The 15,321-nt window shown below is 56.7% G+C and carries 10 protein-coding genes and 1 pseudogene; 4 read left to right on the top strand and 7 right to left on the bottom strand.

The genetic code is table 11. The features are described from left to right. Positions 1-5: 5 nt before the first annotated feature. A complete protein-coding gene (locus OKW38_RS05730; RefSeq protein ID WP_429360415.1) occupies positions 6-1,244 on the bottom strand; it encodes a lipopolysaccharide biosynthesis protein in 1,239 nt (412 codons plus the stop codon). 68 nt (positions 1,245-1,312) lie between these two features. After that, positions 1,313-3,574: a polysaccharide biosynthesis tyrosine autokinase gene (locus tag OKW38_RS05725; protein ID WP_429360413.1), complete on the bottom strand. Its 2,262-nt coding sequence runs from the start codon at positions 3,572-3,574 to the stop codon at positions 1,313-1,315. 402 nt (positions 3,575-3,976) lie between these two features. Here OKW38_RS05725 and OKW38_RS05720 point away from each other — a divergent pair, with 402 nt between their 5' ends. From OKW38_RS05720 to OKW38_RS05710, 3 genes are all read left to right on the top strand, one after another. Next, complete coding sequence (locus OKW38_RS05720) at positions 3,977-4,888, top strand: polysaccharide deacetylase family protein (RefSeq protein WP_429360411.1); 912 nt, start codon at positions 3,977-3,979, stop codon at positions 4,886-4,888. A gap of 257 nt (positions 4,889-5,145) precedes the next feature. Beyond that, positions 5,146-6,087: a glycosyltransferase gene (locus OKW38_RS05715; protein ID WP_429360409.1), complete on the top strand. Its 942-nt coding sequence runs from the start codon at positions 5,146-5,148 to the stop codon at positions 6,085-6,087. A 98-nt stretch (positions 6,088-6,185) separates the two neighbouring features. Further along, positions 6,186-7,106, top strand: coding sequence for a glycosyltransferase (locus OKW38_RS05710; RefSeq protein WP_187614579.1), 921 nt, complete (start codon positions 6,186-6,188; stop codon positions 7,104-7,106). 359 nt (positions 7,107-7,465) lie between these two features. On the opposite strand, the gene OKW38_RS05705 is transcribed toward OKW38_RS05710, so the two are convergent. Next, positions 7,466-8,590 carry a glycosyltransferase gene (locus OKW38_RS05705; RefSeq protein ID WP_429360407.1) on the bottom strand — a complete coding sequence of 375 codons (1,125 nt, stop codon included), beginning with the start codon at positions 8,588-8,590 and terminating at the stop codon, positions 7,466-7,468. A 105-nt stretch (positions 8,591-8,695) separates the two neighbouring features. Beyond that, positions 8,696-9,292 (bottom strand): annotated as a pseudogene (locus OKW38_RS05700) (sugar transferase); the annotation flags it as partial. Positions 9,293-10,507: 1,215 nt separating this feature from the next. On the opposite strand from OKW38_RS05700, the gene OKW38_RS05695 reads away from it, so the two are divergent. Beyond that, complete coding sequence (locus tag OKW38_RS05695) at positions 10,508-11,593, top strand: glycosyl hydrolase (RefSeq protein WP_429360405.1); 1,086 nt, start codon at positions 10,508-10,510, stop codon at positions 11,591-11,593. Between the two features lie 461 nt (positions 11,594-12,054). Here the strand turns inward: OKW38_RS05695 and OKW38_RS05690 are convergent, their stop codons facing one another. The 3 genes from OKW38_RS05690 to OKW38_RS05680 all read right to left on the bottom strand — a co-directional run bounded on the left by OKW38_RS05690 (position 12,055) and on the right by OKW38_RS05680 (position 14,969). Then, positions 12,055-12,219, bottom strand: a complete 165-nt coding sequence (locus OKW38_RS05690) for a hypothetical protein (RefSeq protein ID WP_244145196.1) — start codon at positions 12,217-12,219, stop codon at positions 12,055-12,057. An 80-nt stretch (positions 12,220-12,299) separates the two neighbouring features. Continuing rightward, positions 12,300-12,479 (bottom strand): hypothetical protein, encoded by a 180-nt coding sequence (locus OKW38_RS05685; RefSeq protein WP_429332492.1) that lies wholly within the window; start codon positions 12,477-12,479, stop codon positions 12,300-12,302. A 228-nt stretch (positions 12,480-12,707) separates the two neighbouring features. Then, positions 12,708-14,969 (bottom strand): polysaccharide biosynthesis tyrosine autokinase, encoded by a 2,262-nt coding sequence (locus OKW38_RS05680; protein ID WP_429360403.1) that lies wholly within the window; start codon positions 14,967-14,969, stop codon positions 12,708-12,710. Positions 14,970-15,321: the final 352 nt, after the last annotated feature.

Genomic DNA, 15,321 nt, shown 5'->3' with positions numbered 1-15,321 from the left:
AGAGATCACGGCGCTTCAAAACTAGGTTGGCGATTCAAATAAGCGTCCGGCTCCTTGCCGATCTTGAGCGCCTGGTAAGTACCCGCACTTGCCACGATCGTGCCACAGACGCTGAGCAGAAGAAGCGAGTGGATGAACCCGACGCCGAGGAATTGAGCCGTCGCAAAGATCAGGAAGATCGATACGGCATTGACTGCTTGAATCATCAAGTCGATCTTCAGCCGGTTCGCGACAATGAATACCTGAGCCATCGAGCCATAGATCGCCATCGTGATGAAATAGGGAACAAAGATCAGGTACACGGACATCGACGGTTCCCATTCGTCGCCCATCTTCATGTGGATAATGAGGCTAAGGCCTGCATAGCACGCTGCCACCAGAGAAATGCTGATAAACGTCAGCATAGTGAAAAACTGTTTCGAGGGATTCACTCTGTCTTTTCTGTGGCCGTCGAAATAATCGATCAGATCGCGGCGGAAGACAGCGCCCAAACTTTGCGACAAGAGGGACGCAGGGAAGTACCCCACACGATACGCCAGCGCAAAGATGCCGGCTTCACGATGATCGAAGATCATCGGCATCAAAATGGCGGACGCATAGATCACGAATGAATTCAGCGTAGTGGTCGGCACACCAAATTTTGCATACTGGATCTGAAGCGCGGAGAACCTGATGAAGGCCAACGGGATCATCCGGCGCGCCGAGTAAAGGCAGATCGCGGCGGGCACAACGGTCGAAGCCAGAAAAATCCAGCTATAGATGTTGAATACGGTGGTGCCTGTGCACTCCCCTTTCGAAAACATCGTCATGCAGACGAAGTAGACGGCGAACGCGGCATTAGGGAAGAACCGGATCGTCGCGATTTGCGCGTACTTTCTTTCGGTAGTGAGTGCTCCGCACAACGCCTGTTGCAGGAACACGCCAAGTGCCAGACCGATAACAGGTATGTATTCCGTATGCCCGGCCGCTGCCGTGGCCACCACGAGCGCCACGCCGATCCCTATGGCGACCGCACTGGAACTCGTCATTGCGCGCACGGCCTGGGCCTTGTCCGCCGCCATGCACGCAACCTCCAGACGCAAGCCGATCACCGACCCGATAAAAAGACCACCGGCCATGAGCTGGCTGAAATACCCGAGAGCCGTCGGCCCGCAGAACTTCCCGATCAATAGAATCGAAACGAAATTGAGCGCCTGACTCAGTACGACTCCAGCGATACTGACGATCGAATGTTTGATATTCACAATTTATCTACGTCGAAGTCCGGGTGAATTTTTCATCGCTCTACACGACGATGGTTGTCGTCTGAAGGCTAGCCTTTCTGCGTTTTTCCGCTGGCGGGCAATGCGTCGAGATAGGAAGCACTGCGATAGAGGCCTGCGCGCGCGCCCAGACTATAGCGATAGACATCCGTATCGATCCCGTTGAAGATCACGCCCTTCACCCGGGCATTCGCCTGCTTGAGCTGCTTGGTGGCCTCCACCACCTGCGCAATGGAAGTGGTCTCGAAGCGGGTCACCAGCAGCACGGTGCCGCAGCTATCCGCAAGCGCGGTCGCGTCGGATACGGCGAGCACCGGCGGCGTGTCGATCAGCACGATATCGTATTCGCTCGTCTTCGCGAGGAATTGCTGCATGCGTTCGCTCACCAGAAGCTCGGCCGGGTTCTCCGGTATCGCTCCGCGCGCAACGAAGTCGAGGCCCGGACACACGTCACGCATGATCACCGGGTCGGACATCACGTCCGACGACAGATAGTCAGCCAGGCCGGGGGTCGAGTCGAGACCAAAGTATTGCTCGAGATGACCTTTGCGCAGGTCCGCGTCGATCAGCAACACCCGCTTGCCGGCCGCCGATACGACCGCCGCCAGATTCGCCGAAAGGAACGACTTGCCCACCTGTTCCGTCGGCCCCGTCAGCAGCACGCGATTGTCGCCCGATTCCGATTCCAGCATGGCAAAATGAAGCGCGGTTCTGAGTCGGCGCAGGCTTTCAATCGACGGGTCGCGCGGAAACTCGCTCGCCAGCAGGAACTTCTCGCCAGCGGGCAGCTTCGGCGTCTTGCCGATTCGCGCGACTTTCGCCTGCGACAGCGGCACGCTCGCATAGACGTTCAGGCCCGTTTGCTCCTCGATCTCCTGCGCGTCGGTCACGCCCCGATACAGCGCCGTACGCCCGAACGCCGCACCCACGCCCAGAATCAGGCCGCCCAACGCAGCATAGATAATCACCAGAAGCTTGTTCGGCTTGATCGGCTCTTTCGGCACCACCGGGTTATCGATCAACCGCACCGTTCCAACCTTGCCGGCGCGAACCAGTCTGAGCTGTTGCATGTTGTTCAGCATGCCGACGTAAAGCTCGTTGTTCACGTTCATGTCACGGGTCAGGCGCACCGCATTCTGCTCCAGGTCCGGCAACGCCTGTTCCTGCTGCGACAAGCTTCCGATCCTGCTGCTCAGCATGCCGATCTGCTGATCGATCGCCTGGATCGCGGGGTGACCCGGCGCGTAGATCGCGCCCATCTCCGCGCGCTTCTGCTTCAGTTCGAGCAGGCTGCGCTGCGTGGCTACGCTTTGATCCAGATAGGCCTTGCCCTGCTCGCTCAGATTGAACACGCCCATGCGGTTGCGCATGTCGTTATAGCGTCCCTCGGCGCGCTCCAGGTCGCTCTTGAGTTGCGGCAGCTGCGCGCTCAGGAACGCAAGCGACTTCTCGGCTTCCGCCGCCTTGCGCTTCAGATTCTGGTCAACATACGCATTGCCGATTTCGGCGAGCGTGCTGGCCGTCAGCAGCCGCTCAGAGCCCGTCAGCGACGCGCCGATGATGCCGCTGTCTTTACCCTTCTGCGAGACCGTCAGCCGGTTTTGCAGGCTTTCCACCGTCTTCTCGCGCGACTGTCTCTCCAGAATGAATTGCGTGCCCGGCTTTGCGTTCAGCGAATCGACCTGCAGCGTGATCGCGCCATCGGGCAGTTTCGTGTCGAGCTTTTCGCCCACGCGACCCTCGATCGGCTCGCTCAGATCCGACTGCTCCAGCCGGTAGCGTTCGCCCTCCAGAACCGTCAGAACGAACTTCTCGCCTTCGAATGCTTCCGGGACGTCGAAGCTGGACACCTTGATCGCTTCATCGCCCCATGCATATCCGCCAAATCCAAAGATCCCCGGCTCGGAAAGACTCCGGGCTTGCCGGCCCAACCAGTCTCCGATCAAGGGAAAGCGCCTGGGCTTTGCGCTGACGTCGAGGTGCAGATCGTCGACCGCTTTTCCGACCACCATTCTCGACTGCAGGATTTCCATTTCAGCCGTCGCCTCTGTTTTGACGTCGAACATGCTGGCGACGTCGCCCAGCGGGCCTTTGGAATTGTTGGTCGGAATGCTGTCTTCAACCTGCACGAGAATATCGGCCTGGTACACCGACGGCGCGATAAACGCGTAGGCCACGCCCAGGGCGAGCACACTGCCGGCGATGCCACCGACCAGCCAGCGGTTGGCCATTAGAACGTCGAAATAACGCGAAAGACTTACATCGTTATTCCGGAGCACGACAGCATTCGTAAGCAGAGAGTTCTGATTCATCGAAACCCCAGGGAGGGTGTACGAAAAGGGTGGAAGCTAGATTTAATGTGCAGGCGATGCGGCGTTGCCAGATCTCGCTTTTTGTCACGGGACGGCAACATTTTGGGTGCGGGCGCTGCGCGCGTCAGTTCGGTGTGCAACGCAATCTGTCAACAATTCCTCTGCTTTGCGCGCCACCAACTTCAGAATAATCGTCTTACCGTACAAAGATAAGACTGCCTAATTCTCCGCTGAACCACTGTTTCCCCGCAGTAGATTCCTCGGTGGAAAATTAGCGTAGATTTCACACTAACAGGTATCGCAGACTATCTGAAGACGATCATCACCTCCGTACGCTAACGCACATCGCTTTTGTGGCCGTGACGGCACAATCCCATTCAACGCCGTTAGCTTGGGATGCATATGAAACAATTGATGCGTGAGATATTCACACGCGCGCTGCTTTTCAGTGGAACCCCCGCGGCGATTCGAGCCTTTCTCTGGCGCGATCGCACCGCGATTCTGCTCTATCACGATCCGTCGCCCGCCACGCTCGAGGCTCATTTTGAGTACCTGAAAGACAAGGTCGAGTTCGTGCCGTTGTCGCAGGCAAATTCGCGAGGTAGTGGTCGCCCGCGCGTGGCCGTCACGTTTGACGACGGCCATATCGGCAATGCAAATCTGCTGCCCGTATTCATCAAGTACGGCGTGTACCCGACCATTTACATCTGCAGCAGTGTCGTGGCGCACGATCGTACTCACTGGTTCCTGCATCCTGTCGCAAGGGATGCAGGTGTGAAGCGGCTGATTCGCATGAAAAACCACGAGCGCCTGGCTGAACTCGACGCGCGAGGCTTTCGTCAGGACTTGCCAGACCCAGCGGCGACGATTAGTGGCCTCAGCGCCGCCCATATTGAAGAGATGCGCCCCTATGTCGACTTTCAGTCTCACACACGCTATCACCCGACACTAACCTTCTGTGACGATGACGAATGCCTTGAAGAGCTTGCGCTATCAAAGTCGGAGGTAGAACGGATCGTAGGTAAGCCTTGCGAGCATTTCGCGTATCCCTATGGCATTTATGGTCCGCGCGAAGTCGAGCTGCTGAAGGCCGCCGGCTACAAGACCGCACGCACGACCGACGTGGGCTGGAATGACGAAGGAAGCGACCCGTTCCGACTCAAGGCGTTCGACATTGACGATGACTCTTCCGTGTCGTGGTTTGCCGCGCAGCTCACGGGCCTGACGTTGGTGCCGCGCTATCTGCGACTGGGACGCGTCAGGCGCCTGGCTCAGCGCATCTTTAGCAGGCCACGTGCATTGAACCAGGCGTAGAAAGCACAGCGCCGACGCGACAGCTCGCGCAGCGGCGTACGACACCGTCGTGCACCGCGCTGCATCCAACCCAGGGCGGCGAATCGTCACGATAAGGTATTCGCTAATAAAAATACTATCGCGCGCGATCTCGGCTTCGAGCAGAACAAGCGGTCAACGTTCGAGCACCTGTCAATCAAAGGCGCAACCGGACCGCCAGTGCATTACTCGTAACGGCCTTATTGTTCCTTATCTCCACGGTTAAAAAGGAAGGCGGCATGCGTAAAATCTTCATCACGTCTCCGGGTACCGCCAATTATCCGGAAATTACTGCCTATCAAAACTATTTTAAAGCGCGCGGCGTGGATGTGATGGTCGGAACAATTAGCGATTACCGGGCCCTCGATAACAAACGAAATTTCGTGTTGTGGGAAATCATGGGTTTTTATCCGAACCGGTTTGAATCCGACTTTGTCATCCATGACTACCGTTCTCTCTCCGTTGGCGGCTGGCCGGCGATGAAAGACGTCGCGAAGCGGTATTTCAATTGCCAGCCGAATCTGCGGATCTTTCAGAACAAACGGCAACAGGAGATCATGGGTTTCGGTTACGGCGTACCCAGTGTGATCCTGCCCATGGGCGTGCCGAACTGGATCTTCGAGGTACAGGATGGCGGTCAGACCGAAAAGAAAGCTGATTTCTGTTATATCGGCGAAATGAGCGTCGAGCGGGGCTTCGATCGCGTGCTGGAAGCATTTATAAACAACTTTCAGAAGCGCGACGTCTCCCTCCTCCTGGTGGGAAAACCGGACCCGCGCATCTACGAAAGATTTTCGAATGCAAAAAATATCATTTTCACCGGGCCGTTGCCGCAGCGTGAGGCGCTGAAGCACGTGGTCGAATCCGATGTTGCGGTGTGCTATTTCCCCTATCACCGGCCGCACTGCTATCAAACGCCGACCAAGCTGCTCGAGTATGCTGCGCTCGGCAAGAAAATCGTGTGCAACGACTCGCCGTCGAATATCAGATGCTGTGAAGAGATGGGCATCCATAGTGTGATCACCACGGCGAACATCTTTGACGGAATCGATGAAGACGCCGCGCGCGGTGCGACAGCGAATCGTCGGACGGACTTCGCAGACCTCATTTGGGACCGGGTGATAGAGCAGTCCAACGTCGCGACATTTCTGCCAACGGATATCAAGCTAACCAATGCTTGACCAATCCATTGAGGTGCGACATTTCAAGAATGCGACTCGAACTGCCCTTGGTAGCACTGAGTCAGCCGAAGAGACGACATTTGAACGGTGGTAATGACATGCAGATATTCATTCTTCACCCCGGCAAGGCGAATTATCCAGAGATAGACGCCTACACGAAGTATTTTGTGAGAAACGACTGTAAGGTAACGTCGGGGACACTGGATGATTACAAAAAAGTCAAGAATCCGGAGGAGTACGTTCTCTGGTGCATCATGGGCTTTTACCCCAGGATCCCTGCTGCAAAATACGTTATCCACGATTACCGCTCGCTGTCTGTCGGGCGTAACAGTGCGCTAAAGGACAGCATCAAGAAAACGTTTCAACCGCGGCCCGACCTTCGAATATTTCAGAACGACTCAATGAGTGCAGTCATGGGCTTCCGCGACGGCGTAGACACCGTTTTCCTGCCGATGGGCGTACCAGATTGGATTTTCGCGACGGATGCTGACCGCAACCAGGCGCTTCCGTCCGGAACGTATTGTTATCTGGGCGAGATAACGCGGGAACGCGGCTTTGTCGGCTTCATCAGGGACTTCCTGGCCGCCAAGCGCGACTCGGATACCCTCGTTCTGATTGGGCCTGTTGAAAAGGAAATCTCCGACGCATATCTTCGATCGCCCGGCATCCTGTTCACGGGACGTCTTGCGCAACGCGACGCCCTCGCGGTGGTTCGCAACTGCGAGATTGCTATTTCAACCATCCCGTACAAGCGTCCGTACGACGTGCAGACGCCGACCAAGCTTCTGGAATATGCTGCGCTCGGCAAAAGAATCATCTGCAATGACTCGCCTTCGAATCTGAACGCCGCCGCCAAGTTTGGAATTCAATGTAAAGTAACGGGCCCAGACGTATTCTCTAGCATCTGCAATTTCCACGGCGATATGGTGCCGAAAAATGACCCCTCCACGCTGCTGCATTTGCGGTGGACAGATATAATCGCCGCCTCGGGCGTGGAGCGATATCTCGCGCGGCTCTAAAAATTAAAATGGTTTGCGCGATGACACGCGCAAACCATTTCTCAAAGTCAGTCTCGTCGCGATCGGCGTTCCGTGAACGTTGGCTACGGAGTGGTGCTTCGATTCTTGCCGCGCCCCATCGGCACGTTCGGGCCAGTTCTTCGCCCGTCCCGACTGCGCGAATCGATGAAGAGTTGATGGTCACGCGCGTGAAGAGGCTTTTGTCCGCTACTCTTCACTTCGGCAAGAGCACTGTATGCAATCGGTCCCAGACGACGGCTTGCTGCAAATCGCGCAGTCTGCGCAAGCAACTGAAACCGGCGCCGCGCCCCCTCTTCGCCGGAAAATCGCGCTAAGCCCCGCCGTGCAGCTTCACGTAGTCACTCGCTCAGCACCGAACGGCTCTGGCGAATGCTTCTCAACTGGGCCGAATAAAGCAGCGCGATGTTGTTGAAGAAACGATCTTCACTGAATCTGTTGCGCGCTTCTTCCTGCGCGCGCCGCAATAAACCTTCACGAAATTTATCCTCGGCTATCATCTTCCGGATCAGCGAAGTCGCTTCCGCAGCCGTCCGATAAAGAACGCCGGTCGAATTGTGACGAATGGTGTCTATATTGCCGGGACAATCTGACGCCACAACGGGTGTGCCGAGCGTCATTGCTTCAATCAGAGAAATCGGCATTCCCTCCCAGGAAGCTGTCGACAAATAGATATCCGCTTGCGCCACAGCCGCGATTACGTCAGCACGCGTAAGCCAACCGGTCACACGCACGCCGGCGTCCTCGAGCGTCCTCCTGAGATCTGCGTCGCCGTCGCCGATCCATACGAACTCGACGCCGTCCCGATCAAACGAGCGAGCAATCTCCGCGAACAATCGCGGATTCTTTTGGACACGAATGCCGCCGACAGTCACAATTTTTCGCCTTTTCGTCGATCCGACTTTTCCGGCGCTTTCCAAACGATTGTTGCCCTGGACACTGACAGCCCGATCGATTGCGTTCTCGACCAGTACTGCATCTCGCCGAAGATAGCGGCGAATAGCGGCGCATTCACTCTCGGAGCAGCCAACGTATGTGCAGTTCTTCACACACGCAAGCAACTCCAACGCGGCGAAACAGTATCGCTTCAACCTGCCTATGTCTCGCCGTACGAAAGAGATGCAGTGCGGGCTATAAAGAAGCGCCGTTGACGGCAACGCAAACAAGGTCGACATTCGTCCCAGGAAACCTGCGAATGACGAGTGCAGATGGACGATATCCGGGTTCAATTCGATGAGTTGTTGACGCAAGACAGACATGATCCGAGCCAATGATGGCCCTTTCATCTGCAGATGCTGCAGGACGACGTCAGAGTGAAACATCGCGCGCAAATTCTTCGGTGTTTCCTCGCGCTCTGAATAGATCACATACACCTCGTGACCTTCCTTGGCGAGGCGCGTCGCAAGCGTGCTCACAACTGCAAGCGTTCCTGTAGCAGTCGATTCGATTACGTGGACCACTCTCATAACATGTTTCTCGTGAATTGCGCAGCAATAGCGGAACACATCCCCGATCGGTCACGGCGATCGGGACGACATGCAATCGACGACAGGGAAAGGGCCCCAGCCGGCTCAGTAGGCGCCGTCTTTGGCGAACACCACTTTGACGGTTCTCAAAAGAATCGACATATCGAATGTCAGCGAGCGGTTCATTGCGTATTTAACATCGAGCGAAACCCGCGTCGGATAGTCCACATCGTTGCGGCCGCTGACCTGCCATAAGCCTGTCATTCCCGGCTTCAGCGCGAGGTAGTAACGAACATCGCGGCCATATCGCACCAGTTCCTTCTGCACGATAGGACGGGGTCCCACCAGGCTCATATCGCCGCGCAGCACGTTCCATAGTTGCGGCAACTCATCGAGGCTCGTCTTGCGCAGAATGCGGCCAATTGGCGTCACACGAATATCGTTTTTAAGCTTGAAATCGCGGTCCCATTCCGCACGAGCCTGCGGATCGGTTGCGAGCAGTTTGGCGAGAACTTCATCCGAGTTCTTGACCATGGAGCGGAACTTCAGGCACTTGAAAGTACGTCCTCCTCGGCCAATTCTCGGATGACCATATACGGCGCTTCCGTGATCGCTCATGACTGCCAGCGCAATTATCAGAAGAACCGGGAAGAGCAGGATGAGTAGAACCGACGCCCCGCAAACGTCCATCGTTCTCTTCACTGCATCGTCCCACCTTGCGACGAAGATGTTCTCGCTTTGCGGGTTCGAGTCATCCAGGGCGACCGGTTTTGAATTCGGCTCAAGGCACGCCTCTTCCAGTTTCGGATCCGCGGTGGCGTTGGATTCGAACATACTATCTCCTCAGTTCGGAAACTCGTGGGAAACGATGCCGGCGTAGGCACCTTGCGCTTGCAAAACATATTTTGGTGTGGAAGTGAATCGTTTAGTGAAGCTAATTTCATTGATTCACTGACGAGTCACGACGAGCGTAACATCTCACTCAAAGACCGAATGTTAGCAATAGCGCATAAAGTCGCCATCGTACTGTTCGATCGCGACACGTCGCCTTCATCGGGTGCACCAACAGTTCTTCTGACAATCAAATACGCAGAATTCGAATCATGGCTTCGTTATTTGATTGGTCTTATCGCCAGGTATCACGCGTAAATATCATGACAAAGCGTTCAGGTCAGACGCATACTTTTATCAGACGTGTAACCGTTCTTTCGAACGCTCGTGATTTCGAATTTGTCTAAAGAGAGACGAAAATTTTCATCTTTAGGAAAAAAGAACATTTGATGAAAGAACAACTTGTGTAATGACTGACCGCGGCAAGGTCTATGCGATGACTCGCGCTGCACATCGAAGTCGCAAGTATCCCGGCTCGGCACTACGAATCGATGTGCGTTCCCGTACATGACCGGACGATTCGCTCATTGCGGAGTTCGACGCGAAGACTTCGTGATACGCCGGCAAGCGTGGCGCAACCGGCGTCGGAAATCTGATAGTGAGGCATTGCGTCACACAACAAACTTCAGCTTGGACTAATGCCGAACAAGGGGGCGTATCCTTAGGAAGATTGAGTCGCTCTGTTCGAAGTGTAGTGTCAGTGCGGGACTCTGACGTCGACACGGTATTCGATGCGCGTGTTCGACGTATCCGTGCCGTCAATGCGGTCGCGTCGACAATTGATGTTCATCGCCACACTTAACTCTGACGTTTTCGGAACCAATTCCAGGCGACAGCATTTATAGTTGCGAAATGAAACTCACAATTTTATTTTTATTCGCCGTCTTAACACTTTTGTGTGGGCAGCCGATGTCGTCCTTCGCGAAGGACGGTCGCGCCAAGACAACGAACGCGACTACCGCCACTGCTCAGCAACTCGCGGCGCTGCAGCCGCCGCCCACCGGAAGCGGAAACGACCGTTTTGCAATGGACGTGAACTGCAATCTCTGGAGTGCGGATCAGACGGCGCTGAACGAATGCTCAAAGGACCTGGATCTGATTGCCGGATTGGGCGTGGGTACGGTTCGCCTCGGCGTTTCGTGGGACTTCATGACGCTGGCCGACGGCAGCACGCTGGATCCCAACAAAGTGGCCTTTCTGAAGTCGCTTCTGAACGCCGCACGCACGCGCGGCATGAAGATTCTTTTCCAGGTGGGCATGTACGCGCCGTCTAGCGCATACCAATGCTCGGCCACCAGGAATCCGCCGAGCGCACCGTCACCGCGACTCGACTTCTGCGACGCGACGTTCACGAAGTATCTCGGCTCGCTCATGGACGTCGTTCTGCCCTTTACGGCTGACATCGAACTGTTCAATGAGACCAACTGGTCGTTCTCCGCTTCGGACCCGTCTTACGGCGATCCGAACGGTATCTCCGGATACATTCTGAATCGCAGCAAGACGCTCTATTCGGAAGCCAGGCAGATCCTGAACACGAAAAGCCAGTCGGGCTACAAAACGGTTCTGCACACTCAGGGCATCTCGTACTTCTACAACTCGGCGTACCCGAATAACGGCTGGAAACCGCCCGCGGGCAGCGAGCTGATCCAGGCGACCGACTACATCAAGGCAATGGGTAACAACACGAAGAGTGCTTCCAGCCCTTTGAACATCGAGATCGACGTCGTCGACGTTCACCCGTACTTCAGCAGCGCCGACTACCAAACGCTGATGCAGTCGTTCAAGACGACCGTTTCGAATCTGGTCGCTAGCGGTTTCAAGCCGATCTGGATCACGGAAACCAACAACGGGACGACCCGTACGGACGCCGGACAACTCGCGGCATTCAATCAGTTGAAGGTGCTGATGGACAACGGTTCGGTGGCAAAGGCGTTCTGGTATGTCGTGCGTAACGGCGATCCGAGCAACGGGGAAGGCGACGGCTATTCGATCTACGACTACAACCGTAACCTGATTCGTCCGCAGCTTGCCGCCGCTATTCGGGCCTACACCGCGAGCATCCCGCGAGCGCAGCGATTCCTATCGGGTCCCTACCTGACCCCGGTCCAGTGAAGGCGTCTAATTGCAATCGATGAGATGAACGCGAACGCCGACTCCGCCGTTTGCGTCATTTTGCTGTTCTGCCCTGCTCCAAAGCGCTTGATGGTGTTGCAAAGAGGAAGCAGCGGATATCCGCAATGACGGATGAATCATAAGAGGGCGATGAGACTAATTATCCTCCTTTGATCCTCTCGCGCGCGCAACGCAAAGCGCACACGCGAAGACCCCAATCGCCACGCCGATCAGCAGACAGGCGGCATGCGTCAAGAAAGTTACCATCTTCCACTCCCTTTACGACCACATCGAATTTTTGAGAAGTTGAACAGCACGATGTCATCGGTGGCGTAGCTATGGCTTGAGATCTTCCCTAGCGGCACCGGACAGTGTGATGAAGGCGATCCAAAGTCCGGCAGAGATTGACAAGGGCGCAATGTCCCGCTTGCGGATGGATGCCGACCTAATAATCGAACTCACTATACCACGGGTTTAGCCACGCTTTCGGCGCCAAACTTCAGAATGGCAAGCGCATCGCATCGCCGGCGGCGCGCGGGTTCAGAAGAACGTGACGCACGAAAATAGCCGACGCGGTAGGCGAGCGCGAAGCTGCCGGCGTCGCGACGGACGAAGATCATCGGCATCAAAATGGCAGACGCCGGCCGGCACAAACAGAGAGGTCGAAAAGATCCCGCCATAGATGAAGACGCCGGTGCCCGTGCGCTCAGCTGGTCAGCGCTTCACCCAGCGTCTGTTGCGGAAATACGCCGAATGCGAGGGCGATCACCGGGATCGAATCGGAGGGGCGGAAATGATCGTGGCCACCAAGCGCGGGGCCGATCGGTATGGCGACGGCGCTGCAACTCGTCATTGCACGCACGGCCTGGGCCTTGTCCGCCGCCATGCACGCAACGTCCGGACGCAAGCCGATTAACGAGCGGATAAAAAGTACCCGATAGCCGTCGGCCCGCAGAACTTCCCGATCAAGAGAATCGAAACGAAATTAAGCGCCTGACTCAGTACAACTCCAGCGACACTGACGAATGAGTCTTTGATATCCGCCAATCATTCACGCCGAAAGTCGGCTGATTTTTCATCGCCATTCGTGACGACGGCCCTCGCGCCGTGAAGGCTAGTCTTTTTTTGCCTCTCCACTGGCCGGCAGTGCATCGAGATAGGAAGCACTGCGATAGAGGTCTGCGCGCGCGCCGAGACTATAGCGATAGACATCCGTATCGATCCCGTTGAAGATCACGCCCTTCACCCGGGCATTCGCCTGCTTGAGCTGCGCGGTCGCCTCCAGCACCTGCGCAATGGAAGTGGTCTCGAAGCGGGTCACCAGCAACACGGTGCCGCAGCTATCCGCAAGCGCGGTCGCGTCGGATACGGCGAGCACCGGCGGCGTGTCGATCAGCACGATATCGTATTCGCTCGTCTTCGCGAGGAATTGCTGCATGCGTTCGCTCACCAGAAGCTCGGCCGGGTTCTCCGGTATCGCTCCGCGCGCAACGAAGTCGAGGCCCGGACGCACGTCACGCATGATCACCGGGTCGGACGTCACGTCCGACGTCAGATAGTCAGCCAGGCCGGGTGTCGAGTCGAGACCAAAGTATTGCTCGAGATGACCTTTGCGCAGGTCCGCGTCGATCAGCAACACCCGCTTGCCGGCCGCCGATACGACCGCCGCCAGATTCGCCGAAAGGAACGACTTGCCCACCTGTTCCGTCGGCCCCGTCAGCAGCACGCGATTGTCGCCCGATTCCGATTCCAGCATGGCAAAATGAAGCGCGGTTCTGAGTCGGCGCAGGCTTTCAATCGACGGGTCGCGCGGAAACTCGCTCGCCAGCAGGAACTTCTCGCCAGCGGGCAGCTTCGGCGTCTTGCCGATTCGCGCGACTTTCGCCTGCGACAGCGGCACGCTCGCATAGACGTTCAGGCCCGTTTGCTCCTCGATCTCCTGCGCGTCGGTCACGCCCCGATACAGCGCCGTACGCCCGAACGCCGCACCCACGCCCAGAATCAGGCCGCCCAACGCAGCATAGATAATCACCAGAAGCTTGTTCGGCTTGATCGGCTCTTTCGGCACCACCGGGTTATCGATCAACCGCACCGTTCCAACCTTGCCGGCGCGAACCAGTCTGAGCTGTTGCATGTTGTTCAGCATGCCGACGTAAAGCTCGTTGTTCACGTTCATGTCACGGGTCAGGCGCACCGCATTCTGCTCCAGGTCCGGCAACGCCTGTTCCTGCTGCGACAAGCTTCCGATCCTGCTGCTCAGCATGCCGATCTGCTGATCGATCGCCTGGATCGCGGGGTGACCCGGCGCGTAGATCGCGCCCATCTCCGCGCGCTTCTGCTTCAGTTCGAGCAGGCTGCGCTGCGTGGCTACGCTTTGATCCAGATAGGCCTTGCCCTGCTCGCTCAGATTGAACACGCCCATGCGGTTGCGCATGTCGTTATAGCGTCCCTCGGCACGCTCCAGGTCGCTCTTGAGTTGCGGCAGTTGCGCGCTCAGGAACGCAAGCGACTTCTCGGCTTCCGCCGCCTTGCGCTTCAGATTCTGGTCAACATACGCATTGCCGATTTCGGCGAGCGTGCTGGCCGTCAGCAGCCGCTCAGAGCCCGTCAGCGACGCGCCGATGATGCCGCTGTCTTTACCCTTCTGCGAGACCGTCAGCCGGTTTTGCAGGCTTTCCACCGTCTTCTCGCGCGACTGTCTCTCCAGAATGAATTGCGTGCCCGGCTTTGCGTTCAGCGAATCGACCTGCAGCGTGATCGCGCCATCGGGCAGTTTCGTGTCGAGCTTTTCGCCCACGCGACCCTCGATCGGCTCGCTGAGATCCGACTGCTCCAGCCGGTAGCGTTCGCCCTCCAGAACCGTCAGAACGAACTTCTCGCCTTCGAATGCTTCCGGGACGTCGAAGCTGGACACCTTGATCGCTTCATCGCCCCATGCATATCCGCCAAATCCAAAGATACCTGGCTCGGAAAGACTCCGGGCTTGCCGGCCCAACCAGTCTCCGATCAATGGAAAGCGCCTGGGCTTTGCGCTGACGTCGAGGTGCAGATCGTCAACGGCTTTTCCGACCACCATTCTCGACTGCAGGATTTCCATTTCAGCCGTCGCCTCTGTTTTGACGTCGAACATGCTGGCGACGTCGCCCAGCGGGCCTTTGGAATTGTTGGTCGGAATGCTGTCTTCAACCTGCACGAGAATATCGGCCTGGTACACCGACGGCGCGATAAACGCGTAGGCCACGCCCACGGCGAGCACGCCGCCGGCGATTCCACCGACCAGCCAGCGGTTGGCCATTAGAACGTCGAAATAACGCGAAAGACTTACATCGTTATTCCGGAGCACGGCAGCATTCGTAAGCAGAGAGTTCTGATTCATCGAAACCCCAGGGCGGGTGTACGAAAAGGGTGGAAGCTCGATTTAATGTGCAGGCGATGCGGCGTTGCCAGATCTCGCTTTTTGTCACGGGACGGCTGAAATCGGACGCACAGGCCGAGTACGTCAGTCCTGCTCGCAAGCGTGCTCGAAATGAATCGTCTTATGGTCTAAAAGAGACTTCCGCCAGATCTGGCGCAGACTTCTAATTTTTCCGCATCCGATATATTGCGCCAGCAAACAGAAATCGAGTTATTCATAGCAGAAGTCATCGCAGCCTATCTGACGGCTTGCCGCACCTCCGTACGCTGCCGCACATTCGCGTTTTTCGCACCAACGGGGTCGTGCGCAATTG

The organism is Paraburkholderia sp. MM5496-R1 (genome assembly GCF_050436205.1).
Taxonomy (GTDB): Bacteria; Pseudomonadota; Gammaproteobacteria; order Burkholderiales; family Burkholderiaceae; genus Paraburkholderia; species Paraburkholderia tuberum.
The sequence above is the reverse complement of the archived record's forward strand: the minus strand, read 5'-3'. Positions and strand labels throughout refer to the sequence as shown.

Coding starts and splice junctions, on each gene's coding strand:
- OKW38_RS05725 (WP_429360413.1), bottom strand. CDS start 3,574: ATGAATCAGAACTCTCTGCTTACGAATGCTGTCGTGCTCCGGAATAAC.
- OKW38_RS05720 (WP_429360411.1), top strand. CDS start 3,977: ATGAAACAATTGATGCGTGAGATATTCACACGCGCGCTGCTTTTCAGT.
- OKW38_RS05715 (WP_429360409.1), top strand. CDS start 5,146: ATGCGTAAAATCTTCATCACGTCTCCGGGTACCGCCAATTATCCGGAA.
- OKW38_RS05710 (WP_187614579.1), top strand. CDS start 6,186: ATGCAGATATTCATTCTTCACCCCGGCAAGGCGAATTATCCAGAGATA.
- OKW38_RS05705 (WP_429360407.1), bottom strand. CDS start 8,590: ATGAGAGTGGTCCACGTAATCGAATCGACTGCTACAGGAACGCTTGCA.
- OKW38_RS05695 (WP_429360405.1), top strand. CDS start 10,508: ATGGACGTGAACTGCAATCTCTGGAGTGCGGATCAGACGGCGCTGAAC.
- OKW38_RS05690 (WP_244145196.1), bottom strand. CDS start 12,219: ATGCCGATGATCTTCGTCCGTCGCGACGCCGGCAGCTTCGCGCTCGCC.
- OKW38_RS05685 (WP_429332492.1), bottom strand. CDS start 12,479: ATGGCGGCGGACAAGGCCCAGGCCGTGCGTGCAATGACGAGTTGCAGC.
- OKW38_RS05680 (WP_429360403.1), bottom strand. CDS start 14,969: ATGAATCAGAACTCTCTGCTTACGAATGCTGCCGTGCTCCGGAATAAC.